Below are 17,118 nucleotides of genomic sequence, written 5' to 3'. Positions count from 1 at the left end.
CCGGCCCAACGGCCGCACGCCGCGAACGAGTCGATCGGGCCTCTCGGCCCTTCCGCACAGCCGGTCGCGGCGCCAATCTGGGCTCACTGGTGCACTGTGAAGGCAGCAGTCGAGAGGAGCCCCATGTCGCACGGCCCGGGCGGGCACGCCTCGGGGTGGCGCCGCCGGACGCCCGGGATCGCCATGACCACCCGCCGCCTCCTGCCCGGCGTCGCCGTGCTCACCGGCTACCGGCGCTCCTGGCTGCGCGGCGACCTGCTGGCCGGCGTCACGGTGGCCGCGTATCTCGTCCCGCAGGTGATGGCGTACGCGGGCGTGGCCGGACTGCCGCCGGTCGCCGGGCTGTGGGCGATCCTGCCCGCGCTGGCCCTGTACGCCCTGCTGGGATCGTCACGGCTGCTGTCGGTCGGCCCCGAGTCGACGACCGCCCTGATGACGGCGGCCGTGGTCGCCCCGCTCGCCGGAGCGGACCCCGACCGCTACGCCACGCTGGCCGCCACTCTCGCCGTGACGGTCGGTCTGCTGTGTCTGGCGGCCCGGCTGCTGGGCCTGGGCTTCGTCGCCGATCTGCTGTCCCGGCCGGTGCTGATCGGCTATCTGGCGGGCGTGGCCCTGATCATGATCGTGGATCAGCTTCCCAAGCTGACGGGGGTGGACACCGACGGCTCGCGCTTCTTCCCTCAACTGTGGTCCTTCGTAGAGCACTTGGACCGGGTGGAGGCGGCGACGGCGGTGTTCTCCGCCGTCACGCTCACGCTTCTGTTCACGGTCGCAGGGTTCTTCCGATCCGTGCCGGGCCCCTTGCTGGCGGTGGTGCTGGGCACGGCGGCGGTCGCCGTGTTCGACCTGGACGAGCGGTACGGCATCACGGTGATCGGAGACGTCCCGGCGGGGCTGCCGGCCGTCGCGGCCCCCGACCTGAGCGAGCTGCCGCGTCTGGTGCTGCCCGCCCTGGGCGTGCTCCTCGTCGCCTACACGGACTTCATCCTCACCGCACGCGCCTTCGCGGGGCAGGACGAGGACGGCGAACGTCTCGACGCCGACCAGGAGTTCCTGGCCCTGGGCTCGGCCAACCTCGGCGCCGGATGGCTGCAGGGCTTCCCGGTGAGCAGCAGCGCCAGCCGTACCGCACTCGCCTCCTCGGCAGGAGCGCGCAGTCAGGCGTACTCCCTCGTGGCGGGCGCGGTGGTGCTGGCCGTGCTGCTGTTCCTCAGCCCGCTGCTGACACGGACGCCGTCGGCGGTACTGGGCGCGCTCGTGGTGTACGCGGCGGTCCGCATGATCGACCTCGCGGGCTTCGGACGGCTGGCCGCGTTCCGGCGGCGCGAGCTGCTGCTGGCGGTCGGCTGTCTGGTCGGGGTGCTCGCCCTGGATCTCCTGTACGGCGTGCTGGTCGCCGTCGGCATGTCGGTGGCCGAGATGCTGAGCCGGGTGGCCCGTCCGCACGACGCCGTGGAGGGGTTGGTCCCCGGGGTGGCCGGTATGCACGACGTCGACGACTATCCGCAGGCCCGCACCATCCCCGGGCTGCTCGTCTACCGCTACGACTCCCCGCTGTTCTTCGCCAACGCGCAGGACTTCCGCCGTCGTGCCCTGGCCGCGCTCGACGAACAGAGCGAGGCGGTCCGCTGGTTCGTGCTGAACACCGAGGCCATCGTGGAGGTGGACATCACCGCCCTGGACGCCGTGGACGACCTGCGCCGTGAGCTGGGCCGGCGCGGGATCGTCCTCGCCCTGGCGAGGGTGAAGCAGGATCTGCTGGACGACCTGGAGGCGTACGGTCTCACGGAGTCGGTGGGCCGCGAGCTGATCTTCCCGACGCTGCCGACGGCGGTGGCCGCGTACCGGAGTTGGTGCCGCGAGCGGTGAACTCCCGTCAGGCGACGGGGAGATCGGGCCGTACGAGGGTGCCGGAGCGCCCGTGGACGATCTCGTACGCGGCGTCCAGCGCCCCGATCGCGGCGAGCCCGCCGGTGTTCTCCACGAACCGTGCGGCGGCCTCGGCCTTGGGGCCCATCGTGTCCTCGGGCAGACGGGCGGCGCGCAGTTCGGTGGGGGTCATGTCGAGGACCGGCTCCCGCTCGGGTGTGCCGTAGCCGGTGTAGAGGTTCGGGACGTCGGTGAGCAGGAGCAGGAAGTCCGCCTTGAGGTCCTCGGCGAGCCGGGCGGCGGCGAGATCCTTGTCGACGAACGCCTCCACACCGCGCACCGCGCCCGTGGCCCAGTCGGACACCACGGGGACGCCCCCGCCGCCCGCGCACACCACGACGGTGCCCATCTCGATCAGCGTACGGACGGTGTCGGACTCCAGGATCCGCTCCGGACCCGGCGCCGGCAGCAGGCGCCGCAGGCCGTCCTCGACTTCGGTCATCCGCCAGCCGTACTTGGCCTCCAGGAACTGGGCCGCCAGCCTCGGATAGGCGGGCCCGACCGGCACGGTGGGCCGCTCGAAGGCCGGGTCGTCGCCGCGCACCTGGGTGTGGGTGAGCAGCGCGACGACCCTGCGTCCGGGCAGCACGTCCCGCAGGGTGCGGACCAGGAGCGTGCCGATCAGCCCCTGCGACTGCGCGCCGAGCAGGTCCAGCGGGTACGGGGCCGCCAGCGACGGGTCGGCCACGCTCTGCTTGACGAGCAGTCCCAGCTGGGGGTCGTTGCCGTGGGTGACGACGAGGTCGTGCTCGTGGGCGAGGGCGGCGACCGCGTTCGCGACCCGGACGACGTTCGTCCGCTGGACGGCCGCGTCGGGGTGCTCACCGCGGCGCAGCAGGGCGTTGCCGCCGAGGGAGACGACGATGCGCATGGTTGCGCCCCTTCCACGAGTGGGTCTCGCGTCCCATCGAAGGGGCTCACCGGCGCACGGCGCAGGACGCCGAAGGGCTCGGCCCGGCCGCCGACCGGCCCCGCCCCGGGGCCGGGTGGCCCATGGCCGGCGCGGTGCCGCAGGGCCAGCCTGGAGGTGGTAGCTCCGTACGCCGCACTGGAGGCACGCCATGAACGCTCCCGCAACGACGAGCATGCCGCGGGCACTCCCCGCCGAACACCGGGAACGGCTCATGCGGATCGCCCGCGAGGTGTCGTTCCCGCAGGGCGCCCGGCTCTTCGAGGAAGGCACTCGCGCCGACCGGTTCTGGATCATCCGGACCGGGACGGTCGACCTCGACATGCGGGTGCCCGGCCGTCGGGCCGCCGTCATCGAGTCCCTGCGGCACAACGAACTCCTCGGCTGGTCCTGGCTGTACACCCCGCACCTGTGGCACCTGGGCGCCGAGGCGTCCTCCCCGGTGCGGGCCTACGAGTTCGACGCGACGGTCGTCCGCGCGATGTGCCAGGAGGACCCCGAGTTCGGCCGGAACGTCGCCACCTGGGTGGGCGAGGTCGTCGCCCACCGGCTGCAGACGGCCCGCATCCGGCTGCTGGATCTGTACGCCCCCTACGGCAGCGGAGTCCGGGGCTGACCGCCCGCACCACCGCACCACCGCACCGACCGCACCGACCGCACCGACCGCACCGACCGCACCGACCAAGGAGTTCTCGTGCCCGGTTCCCCGCACATCGTCAGTGATGTGATGACCCGTGACGTGGCGACCGCCGGCCGTGACACCGCCTTCAAGGACATCGTGCGGACCATGCAGGACCGCAAGGTCAGCGCGCTGCCCGTGGTGGACGGCGGCCGCCGGGTCCTCGGCATCGTCTCCGAGGCCGATCTGCTGCCCAAGGAGGAGTTCCGCGACAGCGACCCCGACCGGTACACCCAGCTGCGCCGCCTGGCCGACCTCGCGAAGGCCGGTTCGGTGACCGCGGGCGAGCTGATGACCTCCCCGGCCCTCACCGTCGGCCCCGGCGAGACCCTCGCCCAGGCCGCCCGGACCATGGCGCGGGCCCGCGTCAAGCGGCTGCCCGTCGTCGACGACACCGGCCGGCTGACCGGCGTCGTCAGCCGCGCCGACCTGCTCAAGGTGTTCCTGCGGGACGACGCGGACATCGCCGAGGAGGTACGACGCGAGGTCGTCGCCTACCTCTTCCCGGCCCCGGGCTCCGCGGTCCGCGTCGAAGTGCACGAGGGGGTCGTCACACTGTGCGGCCGGGTCCGGGACACCTCCCTGGTGCCGGTGGCGGCGCGGCTGGTCCGAGCGGTGGAGGGCGTCGTGGACATCGGGTTCGAGGTCAACGGGCCGGCACTCCCCCCGGCCTGAGACACGGCCGCGCCTCACCTGGAAGCCGGCCACCGTCGCCCGGGCCGTCCTGCCCCGTGCCCCGTGGCCGTCGTCCCGCACGACTCAGCGCCCGCAGAACCGGGCGGCCAACCGGGCCGTTCGGCCCCGCGCCGGGCCCGTGCGGACCCTGGGCCGGGCCCCGCGGCGGTACGAGGCTCGGAGGGAGGACCTTGCCGACGACCGTCGAGGTGATGTCATGACCGACCCCGTGGAGCCCGCGGAGCAGCCCCGCCCGCAGGCCGTGCTCGACTGCGCGCACCTGGTCCGGAGGTTCGGCGAACGCACCGCCGTCGACGACGTCAGCCTGACCATCGCACCCGGCGAGACCTACGGACTGCTCGGACCGAACGGCGCGGGCAAGACGACGACGATCCGCATGGTGTGCGGGCTGCTGCGGCCCGACGCGGGAACCGTGCATGTGGCGGGCCGGCCGGTGAGCACGACGGCCGGGCCGGCCAAGCAGCTGATCGGCTTCGTCCCCCAGGACGTCGCCCTCTATCCGGATCTCAGCGTCCGCGAGAACCTGCGCTTCTTCGGCCGTCTCTACCGGCTGCCGCGCCGCCGCCTGGAACGCCGTGTGAACGAGGTCCTGGACCTCGTCGACCTGGGCGGCCGGGCCGGGGACCGGGTCGACTCGCTGTCCGGCGGCATGCGCCGTCGCCTCAACATCGGGGCCGGGCTGGTGCACGCGCCGACGCTGCTGGTCCTCGACGAGCCGACGGTCGGGGTCGACCCGCAGAGCCGGCACGCGATCCTGGAGAGCGTCACCCGGTTCGGCGAGGAGGGCATGGCCGTCCTCTACACCACGCACTACATGGAGGAGGCCGAGCGGCTCTGCGACCGCGTCGGCATCATCGACCGGGGCCGGCTCGTCGCCGAGGGCAGCCCGCGCGAACTGGTCTCTCTGGTGGCCGAGCGCGACCGGGTGCGGCTCACGGCGGCCGGTGATCTGACGGCGTACGCGCAGGCGTGCCGCCGGTTCACCCGGGTCGAGGGCGCGGCCCGGACCGGTGAGGGCGACGTGGTGGAGGTGGTCGTCAAGGACGCGCGCAGTCTGCTGCCGGACCTCCTCGACCTCGCCCGCGAGCAGGGCCTCGACATCAGGAGCGTGGAGATCGACGAGCCCGACCTCGAAACGGTCTTCCTGCATCTGACCGGCACCGCGCTGAGGGAGTGAGCCGTCGTGCGTGTCGTACTCGCCATCGCCGCCAAGGACCTGCGCCAGCGGCTGCGCGACCGGTCGGCCTGGGTCATCGTGTTCCTGGCACCGGTGCTGATCTCGGGGCTGATGGCGATGGCCTTCAGCAACAACTCCGAGTTCCGCGCGAACATCGGCGTCGTGGACCTGGACCGGGGTCCGGCCGCCGCCGGCCTCACCCAGGTGCTGGACAGCCCGGAACTGGAGGGCACGGTCGACGTGCGGCCCTACGGCGACGAGGCCGCGGCCCGCCGGGCGGTGGACGCGGGCGACGTCCACGCCGCGATCGTCGTGCCGAAGGGGTTCACCGCGGCACTGGGCGGCGGGACGGCATCGCCGGTCGCGGTGCTCGACAGCGTCGACTTCGGGCTGCAGGCGCAGTTGGCCCGGGCGGTCACCGAGTCCTATGTCGCCCAGGTCAACGCGGACCGGCTGTCGGTGGCCACCGCCGTGGCCGCGGGCGCCCCGCGGGAGGACCGCGCCGAACTCGCCGCCGAGGCCGCCCTGTTGCGGCTGCCCGAGCAGGTGCGGGCCCAGGGGCTCCCCGACGACCCGCTGAAGGTCATCAGCTACTTCGGACCGAGCATGGGCATGTTCTTCGTCCTGTTCACCGTAGGGTTCGGCGCCCGCGGCTACTTCATCGAGCAGCAGCAGGGCACCCTCGACCGGATCGCCGCCGCACCCGTCGGACGCGGCGCGCTCCTGATCGGCAAGTCCCTGTCCACGTTCGTGTACAGCCTGGCCGGGCTGGCCACGGTCACCCTGGTGTCGTGGCTCGCCTTCGGGGCCCGCTGGGCGGACCCGGTCGGAGTCGCCGCGCTCAGCACCGGCATGGCGGTCGCCGTGGTGTGCCTGACCGCGCTGGTCATCGCGCTCGCCCGGACCGAACGGCAGGCCGAGGGGCTCGCGTCGGTCGTGGTGTTCGCGCTCGTCCTGCTGGGCGGCAACTTCGTGTTCGCGTCCGGCACTTCGCTGATGCGGCGTCTGACGCTGTTCACCCCCAACGGCTGGGCCCTGCGCGGCTTCACCGACCTCGGAACCGGAGTGCGCGGCTGGGCCGCGGTGGGTGCCCCGCTGCTCGGAATCGCCGCCTTCTGCGCGGCGGTGGCCGCCGTGACGGCACTGGTGCTGCGTCTGAGGAGGACGACATGACCGTACTCGCCGTGACCCGGGCGACCGTGCTGCGCGCGGTGCGCGACCGTACGGCGTTGTTCTTCATGGTGCTGCTGCCGGTCGCCATCATCGTCGTCATCGGGGTCACCGTCAGCGGCTTCGACCAGTTCCGGATCGGCGTGGTGCCGGCCGCCCGTACGGGCCCCGTGGCCGAGGAGCTGGTCTCCGGCCTTGAGGAGGCGCCGGGGCTGCGGACCCGCGGGTACGACACGGCCGCGGATGCGCGCAGTGCCCTGCGCCGGGCCGAACTCGACGCGGTGGTGCTGGTGCCGTCGGGGCTGGACGAGACCGTGCGCTCTGGGGGTTCCGTCACGGTGCCGGTGCTGGTGGAGCCCTCGGGCAGCGCGGGACACTCGGCCGTGTCCTCGGTGTCGGCCGTCGTCGCCGAGCACGCGGCACGTCTGCAGGCCGCGGCCTTCGCCGCCGACCGGACCGGAGGCTCCTTCGACAAGAACCTCGCCCTGGCCCGCGGCACAGAACAGGCCTTCTCCCCCATCGCCGTCCGCACACAGACCGTCAACGGGCAGAGCGACTATCTGCCGCTCGGCTACAGCTACAGCACGCCCACCATGCTCGTGCTGTTCGTGTTCATCAACGCCCTCGCGGGCGGCGCGACCATCGTGCAGACCCGACGGACGGGCGTGTACGCCCGGGCCCTGGCGGCGCCGGTCTCCGCCCGCACCCTCGTGCTCGGCGAGACGGTCGCCTATCTCCTGCTGGCCCTGCTCCAGTCCGCCCTCATCATCGGCGTGGGCGCGCTCGCCTTCGACGTGGCCTGGGGGGACCCGCTCGCCGCCGGAGTCCTCGTCACCGTGTGGGCGCTGGTCGGCACCGGGGCCGGTGTACTGGCGGGCGCGCTGTTCCGTACCCCCGAGCAGGTGAACGCCGTCGGCCCGGCACTGGGCATCGGCCTCGGCATGCTGGGCGGCTGCATGTGGCCGCTGGCCCTGGTACCGGACTGGCTGCGCACCGCCGGGCATCTGGTGCCGCAGGCCTGGGCCGTGGACGCGTGGACGACTCTGCTGTCCCGGGGCGGCGACCTGGCCGCGATCCTGCCCGACCTCGCCGTCCTCGCCGCCTTCGCGACGGTGCTGATCGTCTGCGCGTCGCTGGCCCTGCGCCGCCGCCTCACCACGACACCGGGAGCGTGACGGCACATCACATCGGCCCAGGGACCTGGACCGGGGCAGCGGAGTCTCAGACCGGGATTGCGCTGTCGTAGGGGGCGTACAGGTCCGGCAGCCGGGTGCGGGCGGCGTGGAGCCGGTGGGCGAGCACCCTGCCGACCCAGAGGGCGACGGCACCGCCCATGTCGGGGTCGTCCCGGAACATCCGGCGGACCGTCTGGGCGTCGAACTCGTAGGCGCGCAGCGGGCTCACGGCCTGGGCGCCCAGGCGCCAGACGTACGGCGGGAACAGCCAGGAGCAGCCGACGAGGTCGCCGGAGCCCAGCGTCTCGATCACCACCGGGCGGCGCCCGGGCACGCGCATGTCCACAGTGACGGCACCGGACTGCAGGATCCAGAAGTGATCGGCACGCCCGCCCTCGTCGAACAGGCGGATGCCCTCGGGCAGGCTCACCTGACGCGCGATGCTCATCAGCCGCCCTCGGTGTTCCGCGGGAAGCGTCCCCGTCGTTCGGGCTGTCGTCACGGTGCTCATGGAAGGGCCTCCTCGCGCGTCGCCTCCCCACAGCGTGCGGTGCGCCAGGCCCCAGGGCATGGGCCGAGTGGCCCTGGCACAGGGCCCGGTGGGCTCTCCTGCGGGTCGTGCACCGTCCGAGGAGCGGTCCCCCGCATGCCCGCCGCGAAGCCACACTGACCTGCACAGAAGGGCCGTTCGACCCCTGCCCCGGGCCGCTCCGGCCCTCCCGCGGACGGCGCCTGCGAAGGGATGCTGGTCCTGCAGGGCCCCGCACACAGGCGTGCGGGCACCGATCCAGGGAGGTGTCGGCCATGCTGCGGCCCGTTGTCGTAGGACTGGACGGTTCGCGTGAGAGCCTCGCCGCCGCAGACTGGGCGGCCAGGGAAGCGCTCAGGCGCAGTCTGCCGCTGCGTCTGGTGCACGCGTGGGAGGGCGGCACATCGCCCGCCGAGTCGGACCTGCCGGAGCTGGAGGCACCGCGCTTCTGGGCGCGGCGGATCCTGCGGGGTGCCCTGGACCGGCTCAACGAACGCTACCCGCAGGTCTATCTGAGCGCGGACCAGATCTCCCGGCCCGCGCCCGACGCCCTGGTCACCGCCGGCGACGAGGCCGAACTGCTGGTCCTGGGCAGCCGCGCGTTCAGCGGCTTCGGCGGATTCATGGCCGGCTCCGTGGCCCTGATGACGGTGGCCCACGTGAACCGGCCCGTCGTACTCGTCCGCGCCGACGAGACGCGCCAGGACGAGCACCTGCCCGACGCCGAGGGACGTCCCTCGGTGCACACCCCGCACCGCGCCGTCGTGGTCGGGGTGGATCCCGCCTCTCCGTGCGAGGATCTGCTCGGCTTCGCCTTCGAGAGCGCGTACCTGCGCTCCGCCCCGCTGACGGTGGTGAACGCCTGGCATCTGCCCTATGTGCCCACGGCACTTGAGGCCAAGGCCCGCAGGGACATCCGTCGGGCCTCCGAGCGAGTGCTCGGCGCGGTGCTCGCCCCGTGGCGGGAGAAGTACCCCACGGTGGAGGTCACCGAGGTGGTCGAGGAGGGCCGTGCGGCGCAGCTGCTGCTGCAGGCGTCGCAGGACGCCGGTCTGCTGGCCGTCGGCCGCAGGATCCGCCCGGCCAGGATCGGCGTGCACACCGGCCCGATCGCACACGCGGTGATGCACCACGTCCGCTGCCCGGTCGCGATCGTCCCGCACGCGTGAACGCCGCCCGGCACGAGCGGCCCTTCCGGGTCCGCCCGACAGGGAGCGGACCGGGAAGGGCGCCGGGTTCCTTCGCGCCTCTCGGCCCCGCGCCGGGGCCGTTCGGCCCCTGAGGCACCGATGGGCCGAAGCGGTACGACTGCGCCATGACCCGCATGGGAGGAGGGTGCCGTGTTCCAGGTACGCATCCACGGCCGCGGTGGCCAGGGCGCCGTCACGGCCGCGGAGCTGTTGTCGGTGGCGGCCTTTCTGGAGGGCCGTCACGCACAGGCGTTCCCGAGCTTCGGCTCGGAACGGACCGGGGCTCCGGTCATGGCGTTCTGCCGGATCGACGACCGGCCGATCCGGGTCCGTGAACCGGTCACGCGGCCCGATGTCCTGGTGATCCAGGACGCGACGCTGCTGCACCAGGTGAACGTCTTCGACGGACTGCGGCCCGGCGGTTCCGTACTGGTCAACTCCCGGCGGGGCGCCGACGAACTGGGCCTGGAGGCCCTGAGCGGCCCCGTCCTCACGGTCCCCGCCACCGCGCTCGCCCTGCGCCACGTCGGCCGTCCGGTGCCCGGTGCCGCCCTGCTCGGCGGCCTCGCCGCCCTCACCGGCTGCGTGGGCATCGGGGCGCTGACCACCGCGATCCAGGAACGCTTCCCGGGCGCTCTTGGGCCGTCCAACGCGGCCGCGGCCCGCGAGGCGTACGAGCACGTAGAGGTCCTGATCAAGGAGCGCGCCCATGCTGAAGCAGACTGAGGGCTCGCGCGCGGTCGCCGAGACCGTCGCCTGCTGCCGTCCCGAAGTGATCGCCGCGTACCCGATCTCGCCGCAGACGCACATCGTCGAGGAGCTCAGCAGGCTGGTGAAGTCCGGTGTGCTCGACCCTTGCGAGTACGTCAACGTCGAGTCGGAGTTCGCCGCGATGTCGATGTGCATCGGCGCGTCGGCGGCGGGCGCCCGCGCCTACACGGCGACCGCGAGCCAGGGACTGCTGTACATGGTGGAGGCCCTCTACAACGCCTCGGGGCTCGGCCTGCCGATCGTGATGACCGTGGCGAACCGGGCGATCGGCGCCCCCATCAACATCTGGAACGACCACAGCGACACCATGTCCCAGCGCGACTCGGGCTGGATCCAGCTGTACGCCCGTGACAACCAGGAGGCCGCCGATCTGCACCCACAGGCGTTCCGGCTGGCCGAGGAGCTGTCGCTGCCGGTGATGGTGTGCATGGACGGCTTCGTGCTCACGCACGCCTGGGAGCGGATCGAGGTCCCGGAGCAGGCACAGGTCGACGCGTTCCTGCCGCCGTACGAGCCCCGCCAGGTCCTGGACCCCGAGGAGCCGGTGTCGATCGGCGCGATGGTCGGTCCTGAGGCCTTCACCGAGGTGCGCTATCTCGCCCACGCCAAGCAGATGCAGGCGCTGGAGGCGATCCCGGACATCGCACGGGAGTTCCGGGAGGTGTTCGGGCGGGACTCCGGCGGGCTGATCCATCCGTACCGCTGTGAGTACGCCGACACGATCGTGGTGGCCCTCGGATCGGTCCTGGGCACGGTCTGCGACGTCGTCGACGAGATGCGCGCACAGGGGGTGCGGATCGGAGCCCTGGGGATCACCTCCTTCCGGCCGTTCCCGCTGGACGCGGTGCGGACGGTGCTCGCCAACGCGCACCGGGTGGTCGTCCTCGAACGTGCCCTGGCGGTCGGTGTCGGCGGGATCGTCTCGGCGAACGTCCGCACCGCGCTGTCCGGGATCCGGCTCGACGGGCACACCGTGGTGGCCGGACTCGGCGGACGCCCGGTCACGAAGGCCTCGCTGCACCGGCTGTTCGCCGACGCGGTCGCCGGCCGACTCGGACATCTGACGTTCCTGGACCTGGACACCGCCCTGGTGGAGCGCGAGCTGGCGCGGATGGCGGCGACCAGGCGGTCGGGGCCGTCGGCGGAGAACATCCTGCGTGATCTGGGGAGCAACCGATGAGTGCCGCACAGCAGGTGAAGTTCTACCAGGTCGGCAGCTTCGCGGCCGGCAACCGGCTGCTGGGCCCGGAGCTCCGGTCCGACCAGGCCGATCCGGCCCGTTCCAACGCGCTGACGTGCGGTCACCGGGCCTGCCAGGGCTGCGGTGAGGCGCTCGGCGCCCGGTACGTGCTGGACGCGGCGCAGCGGGCGGCCGGCGGCAAGGTGATCGCGGTCAACGCGACCGGCTGTCTGGAGGTGTTCTCCACGCCGTACCCGGAGACCTCCTGGCAACTGCCGTGGCTGCACTCGCTGTTCGGCAACGCGCCCGCCGTCGCCGCCGGGGTCGCGGCCGCGCTGCGCGTCAAGGGCCGCACCGACGTCCGCGTGGTCGGCCAGGGCGGGGACGGCGGCACCGTCGACATCGGGCTCGGCTGTCTGTCGGGCATGTTCGAGCGCAACGACGATGTGCTGTACGTCTGTTACGACAACGAGGCGTACATGAACACCGGCGTGCAGCGTTCCGGTGCCACTCCCCCGACCGCCCGCACGGCCACCACCCAGGCCGTCGGGGCGGAGCCCGGCGCCCCCTTCGGGCAGGGCAAGAGCCTCCCGCTGATCGCGATGGCGCACGAGATCCCGTACGTCGCCACGGCGACCGTCGCAGGGCTCCGCGACCTGGAGGCGAAGGTGCACCGGGCGATGGAGGTGCGCGGCGCCCGCTATCTGCATGTGCTGGTGCCCTGTCCGCTGGGCTGGGGCACGGCGTCCCGCGACACGGTGCGCATCGCGCGGCTCGCCGAACAGAGCGGCCTGTTCCCGGTGTTCGAGGCCGTCGACGGCGAGGTCACCGGGGTGACGCCGATCCGCCGCAAGGTGCCGGTCGAGGACTATCTGCGACCGCAGAAACGGTACGCGCACCTCTTCGAGCCCGAGGTCCGTACGGACGTCGTGGCCCGGCTGCAGAGGACCGCGGACCGCAACATCGCACGGTTCGGACTGTATGGGGGTCCCCCCGGCCGGAGGCTGGGGGAGCACGAGGAGGCGTCACCGTGAAGGACAAGCCGTTCGCGATCACCCTGGACGTGGGGTCCAGCCTCGCCAACCGGACCGGCGCCTGGCGCACCGAACGTCCCGTCTACGTCGACCGGATCCCGCCCTGCAACCAGGCCTGCCCGGCCGGGGAGAACATCCAGCAGTGGCTCTTCCACGCCGAGAGCGGCGACTACGAGGCCGCGTGGCGGCAGCTGATGCGGGACAACCCGCTGCCTGCCGTCATGGGCCGGGTCTGCTACCACCCCTGCGAGACGGCCTGCAATCGTGTGCAGGTCGACAACGCGGTCGGGATCAACGCCGTCGAGCGCTTCCTCGGCGACCTGGCGATCGAGCGGGGCTGGACCGTGCCGCCTCCGGAGACCTCGTCCGGCAAGCGGGTCCTGGTCGTCGGCTCCGGTCCGGCCGGGCTGTCGGCCGCGTACCATCTCCGGCTGCTCGGCCACGCGGTGACGATCCGTGAGGCACAGGACCGCCCGGGCGGCATGATGCGCTACGGCATCCCGCGCTACCGGTTGCCGCGCGAGGTCCTGGACGCGGAGATCGACCGGATCCGCGCGCTGGGCGTGGCCTGCGAGCTCGGTTCTCGCGTGGACGACCTGCTCGCCGCGCAGCGGGACGGCGGCTACGACGCCGTGTTCCTGGCCGTGGGTGCGGGCATCGGCCGACGCACGTACATCCCCGCGGGCGACAGCGCCCGCATCCTCGACGCGGTGGCGATGCTGGGCAGCATGGAGGGCGCGGAGCCGCCGCTGCTGGGGCGCCGGGTCGCGGTCTACGGCGGCGGCGACACGGCCATGGACGCGGCCCGCACCGCGCGTCGGCTCGGCGCGACCGACGCCGTCGTCGTCTACCGCCGCACCCGGGACCGGATGCCGGCGCACGACGTGGAGGTCGAGGAGGCCCTGGAGGAGGGCGTGCGGATGAAGTGGCTGTCCACCATCAAGCACGCCGACGAGGGCCGCCTCACCATCGAGCGGATGTGCCTGGACGACACCGGATTCCCGCAGCCCACCGGCGAGTTCGAGGAACTGCGAGCCGACACGGTGGTGCTCGCGCTCGGCCAGGACGCCGACCTGTCGCTCCTGTCGGGCGTGTCGGACCTGACCCTGGACCGCGGCATGGTGCACGTGGGCGACGGCCTGATGACGGGGCACCAGGGCATCTTCGCCGGCGGCGACATGGTGCCCGCCGAGCGCACGGTCACCGTGGCCGTCGGACACGGGAAGAAGGCCGCGCGGCACATCGACGCGTATCTGCGCGGCACGGTCCACCAACCCGGCCCCGAGCATGGGCCCGCCGCCTTCGAACGGCTCAACACCTGGTACTACTCCGACGCGCCCGCCTCCGTGCGGCCCCGGCTCGAACTGGCCCGGCGTGTCTCGACGTTCGACGAGGTGGTGCAGGGGCTCGACGAGTCGACGGCGCTGTTCGAGGCGCGGCGCTGCATGTCCTGCGGCAGCTGCTTCGAGTGCGACAACTGCTACGGCGTCTGCCCCGACAACGCGATCACCAAGCTGGGTCCCGGCAAGGGCTTCGCGATCGACCTGGACTACTGCAAGGGCTGCGCACTGTGCGCGGCCGAGTGCCCGAGCGGCGCGATCGACATGGTGCCGGAGGAGTGAGCTCTCGTATGTCCCCGTAAGTCCTCGTATCGAGTACGGCGAGGCGGGCCCCTGTCGCACGGGGCCCGCCTCGCCGTTGCGGGTGGTCAGCCGACGAACTCTCCGACGGCGGCCTTGAGTTCGGCGAGGCCCTTCTTCGCGTCGGTGAAGAACATGCCGGTCTTCGGATCGGTGTAGAGCTCGTTGTCGATGCCCGCGTAGCCGTGGCCCATGGAGCGTTTGATGACGACCACGCTCTTCGCCTTGTCGACGTCGAGGATCGGCATGCCCGAGATGGCGTTTCCGGGGCGGCGGGCGATCGGGTTGGTCACGTCGTTCGCGCCGATCACGAGGGCCACGTCCGCCTGCGGGAACTCGGGGTTGATCTCGTCCATCTCCTTCAGCTGGGTGTACGGCACGTTCGCCTCGGCCAGCAGCACGTTCATGTGTCCCGGCATCCGGCCCGCGACCGGGTGGACGGCGTAGCTGACGTCGACACCGTGGTCGGTCAGCAGTTGGGCCAGGTCGCCGAGTTCGTGCTGGGCCTGGGCGGCGGCGAGGCCGTAGCCGGGTACGAAGACGACCTTGCCTGCGTACGCCAGCTGGACGGCCACGTCGTCGGCCGAGACCGACCGCACCTGGGCCGGAGCCCCGGATCCGGGCGCCGCGGGCGCGCTGTCCCCGGTACCGAAGCCGCCGATCACAATGTTGACGATGGACCGGTTCATCGCATCGGCCATGAGTTTGGTGAGGATGCCACCCGAGGCGCTGACGAGCATGCCCGCGATGATGAGCGCGGTCTCGTCGAGCACGAACCCCGCCATCGCGACGGCCGACCCCGTGAAGGCGTTCAACAGGGCGATGACCACCGGCATGTCGGCCCCGCCGATCGGCAGCACCAGGGTCACACCGAAGAGCAGGGCCACGGCGGTGAGCCCGTAGAGCGCCGCACGGGAGTCGGGGGCCAGCACCAGCCAGACCGTGCCGGCGACGAACGAGGCCGGCAGCAGCACGTTGAGCAGGCGCGCGCCCGGGAACACCACAGGTGCCCCGGAGATCAGGCCCTGGAGCTTCCCGGCGGCGATCAGTGATCCGGAGAAGGTCACCGCGCCGATGACGATGTCGAGGCCGCCCGGGAGAGAGACGCGGGCGCCGAGCGCGCCCGCGTCCTCGGCCTGGAGGAGGTCGTTGACCGCGATGAGCGCGGCCGCGCCACCGCCGACGGCGTTGAACAGGCTGACCAGTTGGGGCATGGCGGTCATCCGCACCTCGCGGGCGGCGTACAGCCCGAGGGCCGCCCCGACCAGACCACCGGATGCCAGGACGAGCCAGCCGGTCCCGGTGATCGTCCCCTCGTCGGAGACCAGCCATACGGTGGCGGCGATCGCGACGGCCATCGCCCCCGCGGACAGGGCGTTGCCGCGGCGGGCCGTGCGCGGATGATTCATCAGATGCAGGCCGAGGACGAAGCAGGCGGCCGCGGCGAGGAACACGTAGTGCACGGTGTCGGAGACGTTCACGGCCGTCACACCTTCTTCCCTGTGGTCGGCTTCGCCTTGAACATCTCCAGCATCCGGTCGGTGACGACGTATCCGCCGACGACGTTCATCGCGCCGAAGACCATGGCCACGAAGGCCAGGACGTAGCCGAGCCAGGTGTGCGACTCGGCGGCGATCAGCATCGCGCCGATGACGACGATGCCGTGCACCGAGTTGGAGCCGGACATCAGCGGGGTGTGCAGGGTCGCCGGGACCTTGCTGATGACCTCGACGCCGACCAGGACGCTCAGCACGAACACGGTGATCGCGGTGAGGAGATCGAGATCGTTCATGACAGGCCTCCTCCCGTCAGTGCGGCCGTGATCTCGTCGGCCGGATCGAGAACGAGTTCGCCGTCGCGCACCAGGTGGCGCAGGAGCGCGACAAGATTGCGGGCGTACGCCGTGGACGCGGCGGTCGCCATCGCGGACGGCAGGCGTCCGGCGCCGACGACGGTGACGCCGTTGTCCAGGACGATCGTCTTGTCCGCCTCGGAGCCCTCGACGTTCCCGCCGAGTTCGCTCGCCGCCAGGTCGATCACCACCGAGCCGGACTTCATCCGCTCGACCACGGCCGCGCTCACCAGCAGCGGCGGTTTCCGCCCGGGGACCTGGGCCGTGGTGATCACTACGTCGGAGCGCGCGATGTGTGTGTCCAGCGCGTTCCGCTGGCCCTGCTGCTCCTCCTCGGTCAGCTCCCGTGCGTAGCCGCCCGCTCCGGCGCCCGATCCGGTGCCTGGCGGGCGCTGAATGTCCAGGAATCGGGCGCCGAGCGACTCCACCTCCCCTCTCGACTCGGGGCGTACGTCGTACGCCGTGACGACGCCGCCGAGGCGGCGGGCGGTGGCGATCGCCTGCAGCCCGGCCACTCCGGCGCCGAGAACCAGGACCTGCGCGGGGCGCATGGTGCCCGCCGCGGTGGTCAGTATGGGGAAGAACCGGTCGTAGGAGTCCGCGGCCAGCAGGGCCGCCTTGTATCCGGCGACACTGGCCTGTGAGGTCAGGGCGTCCATGGACTGGGCGCGGCTGAGGGTGCGGGGCAGCAGATCGAGGCTCACCGTGCGGACGCCACGCCCGGTCAGCTCCTCGACGAGGGCGGGGTGGCGCAGCGGTTCGAGCAGGCCGATGAGTGTCTGCCCGGGGCGCAGCGCCTCGGCGGCGTCGTCGTCGGGCGGGCCGACGCACAGGACCGCGTCCGCGCGGGCGTACAGCTCGTCCGGGGGTACGACGGTCGCCCCCACGGCGGTGTAGTCGGCGTCGGTGAACCAGGCCCCGGAGCCGGCCCCGGTCTCCACCAGGACGTCGATGCCGGCCCGGCGCAGGAGGGTGACGGCCTCGGGGACGAGGGCGACCCGGCGTTCGCCCGGAGCCCGCTCCCGTACGGCACCTACGGTGACGGTTGCCATGATCTGCTGCCTCTCCCTGGGTCCCGGGGGTCTCCCGGGCCTCAGAACTCGAAGACGAGCCGGGCTTCGGCCCGGCCGCCGAGGACCTCGTCGAAGGAGTCGTTGACCTGCTCCAGACGCCGGGTCTCCGCGAT

The 17,118-nt window shown here is 72.5% G+C and carries 16 protein-coding genes; 11 read left to right on the top strand and 5 right to left on the bottom strand.

The window, feature by feature from the left end; all coding sequences use genetic code 11:
• Positions 1–183: 183 nt before the first annotated feature.
• Positions 184–1,869 (top strand): sulfate permease, encoded by a 1,686-nt coding sequence (sulP, locus tag PH203_RS39145; protein ID WP_289926826.1) that lies wholly within the window; start codon positions 184–186, stop codon positions 1,867–1,869.
• Positions 1,870–1,876: 7 nt separating this feature from the next.
• Here the strand turns inward: sulP and PH203_RS39140 are convergent, their stop codons facing one another.
• Positions 1,877–2,800 carry a carbamate kinase gene (locus PH203_RS39140; protein WP_289926582.1) on the bottom strand — a complete coding sequence of 308 codons (924 nt, stop codon included), beginning with the start codon at positions 2,798–2,800 and terminating at the stop codon, positions 1,877–1,879.
• A gap of 190 nt (positions 2,801–2,990) precedes the next feature.
• Here PH203_RS39140 and PH203_RS39135 point away from each other — a divergent pair, with 190 nt between their 5' ends.
• From PH203_RS39135 to PH203_RS39115, 5 genes are all read left to right on the top strand, one after another.
• Positions 2,991–3,455 carry a cyclic nucleotide-binding domain-containing protein gene (locus tag PH203_RS39135; protein WP_289926581.1) on the top strand — a complete coding sequence of 155 codons (465 nt, stop codon included), beginning with the start codon at positions 2,991–2,993 and terminating at the stop codon, positions 3,453–3,455.
• 78 nt (positions 3,456–3,533) lie between these two features.
• Entirely contained in the window at positions 3,534–4,193 is a 660-nt protein-coding gene (locus PH203_RS39130; RefSeq protein ID WP_289926580.1) for a CBS domain-containing protein, read from the top strand.
• Positions 4,194–4,410: 217 nt separating this feature from the next.
• Positions 4,411–5,391, top strand: a complete 981-nt coding sequence (locus PH203_RS39125) for an ABC transporter ATP-binding protein (RefSeq protein WP_289926579.1) — start codon at positions 4,411–4,413, stop codon at positions 5,389–5,391.
• Positions 5,392–5,397: 6 nt separating this feature from the next.
• Positions 5,398–6,564: an ABC transporter permease gene (locus tag PH203_RS39120; protein ID WP_289926578.1), complete on the top strand. Its 1,167-nt coding sequence runs from the start codon at positions 5,398–5,400 to the stop codon at positions 6,562–6,564.
• On the top strand, positions 6,561–7,736 hold the full coding sequence (locus tag PH203_RS39115; RefSeq protein WP_289926577.1) for an ABC transporter permease: 1,176 nt from the start codon (positions 6,561–6,563) through the stop codon (positions 7,734–7,736). The genes PH203_RS39120 and PH203_RS39115 overlap by 4 nt, the downstream gene beginning before the upstream one ends.
• Positions 7,737–7,782: 46 nt before the next feature.
• Here PH203_RS39115 and PH203_RS39110 read toward each other — a convergent pair whose 3' ends face one another.
• Positions 7,783–8,247, bottom strand: coding sequence for a cyclic nucleotide-binding domain-containing protein (locus PH203_RS39110; protein ID WP_289926576.1), 465 nt, complete (start codon positions 8,245–8,247; stop codon positions 7,783–7,785).
• A 293-nt stretch (positions 8,248–8,540) separates the two neighbouring features.
• Between PH203_RS39110 and PH203_RS39105 the strand changes: the two genes are divergently transcribed.
• The 5 genes from PH203_RS39105 (at position 8,541) to PH203_RS39085 (ending at position 14,062) form a co-directional block, all read left to right on the top strand.
• Positions 8,541–9,434, top strand: coding sequence for a universal stress protein (locus tag PH203_RS39105; protein WP_289926575.1), 894 nt, complete (start codon positions 8,541–8,543; stop codon positions 9,432–9,434).
• Positions 9,435–9,605: 171 nt separating this feature from the next.
• Positions 9,606–10,181 (top strand): 2-oxoacid:acceptor oxidoreductase family protein, encoded by a 576-nt coding sequence (locus tag PH203_RS39100; protein WP_289926573.1) that lies wholly within the window; start codon positions 9,606–9,608, stop codon positions 10,179–10,181.
• Positions 10,165–11,406 (top strand): transketolase C-terminal domain-containing protein, encoded by a 1,242-nt coding sequence (locus PH203_RS39095; protein ID WP_289926572.1) that lies wholly within the window; start codon positions 10,165–10,167, stop codon positions 11,404–11,406. The genes PH203_RS39100 and PH203_RS39095 overlap by 17 nt, the downstream gene beginning before the upstream one ends.
• Entirely contained in the window at positions 11,403–12,440 is a 1,038-nt protein-coding gene (locus PH203_RS39090; RefSeq protein WP_289926570.1) for a thiamine pyrophosphate-dependent enzyme, read from the top strand. Before PH203_RS39095 ends, PH203_RS39090 begins: the two co-directional genes overlap by 4 nt.
• Positions 12,437–14,062: an NAD(P)-binding protein gene (locus PH203_RS39085; RefSeq protein WP_289926569.1), complete on the top strand. Its 1,626-nt coding sequence runs from the start codon at positions 12,437–12,439 to the stop codon at positions 14,060–14,062. The genes PH203_RS39090 and PH203_RS39085 overlap by 4 nt, the downstream gene beginning before the upstream one ends.
• 86 nt (positions 14,063–14,148) lie before the next feature.
• On the opposite strand, the gene PH203_RS39080 is transcribed toward PH203_RS39085, so the two are convergent.
• Genes PH203_RS39080 through PH203_RS39070 form a run of 3 tightly spaced genes read right to left on the bottom strand, consistent with a single transcriptional unit; the run spans position 14,149 to position 16,984 of the window.
• Entirely contained in the window at positions 14,149–15,561 is a 1,413-nt protein-coding gene (locus PH203_RS39080) for an NAD(P)(+) transhydrogenase (Re/Si-specific) subunit beta (protein WP_289926568.1), read from the bottom strand.
• 5 nt (positions 15,562–15,566) lie between these two features.
• Positions 15,567–15,872, bottom strand: coding sequence for an NAD(P) transhydrogenase subunit alpha (locus tag PH203_RS39075; RefSeq protein ID WP_289926567.1), 306 nt, complete (start codon positions 15,870–15,872; stop codon positions 15,567–15,569).
• Positions 15,869–16,984, bottom strand: a complete 1,116-nt coding sequence (locus PH203_RS39070) for an NAD(P) transhydrogenase subunit alpha (protein WP_289926566.1) — start codon at positions 16,982–16,984, stop codon at positions 15,869–15,871. The genes PH203_RS39075 and PH203_RS39070 overlap by 4 nt, the downstream gene beginning before the upstream one ends.
• Between the last annotated feature and the right edge of the window lie 134 nt (positions 16,985–17,118).

This window comes from Streptomyces sp. S.PB5 (assembly GCF_030403745.1).
In the GTDB taxonomy this organism is placed as follows: Bacteria; Actinomycetota; Actinomycetes; order Streptomycetales; family Streptomycetaceae; genus Streptomyces.
The sequence above is the reverse complement of the archived record's forward strand: the minus strand, read 5'-3'. Positions and strand labels throughout refer to the sequence as shown.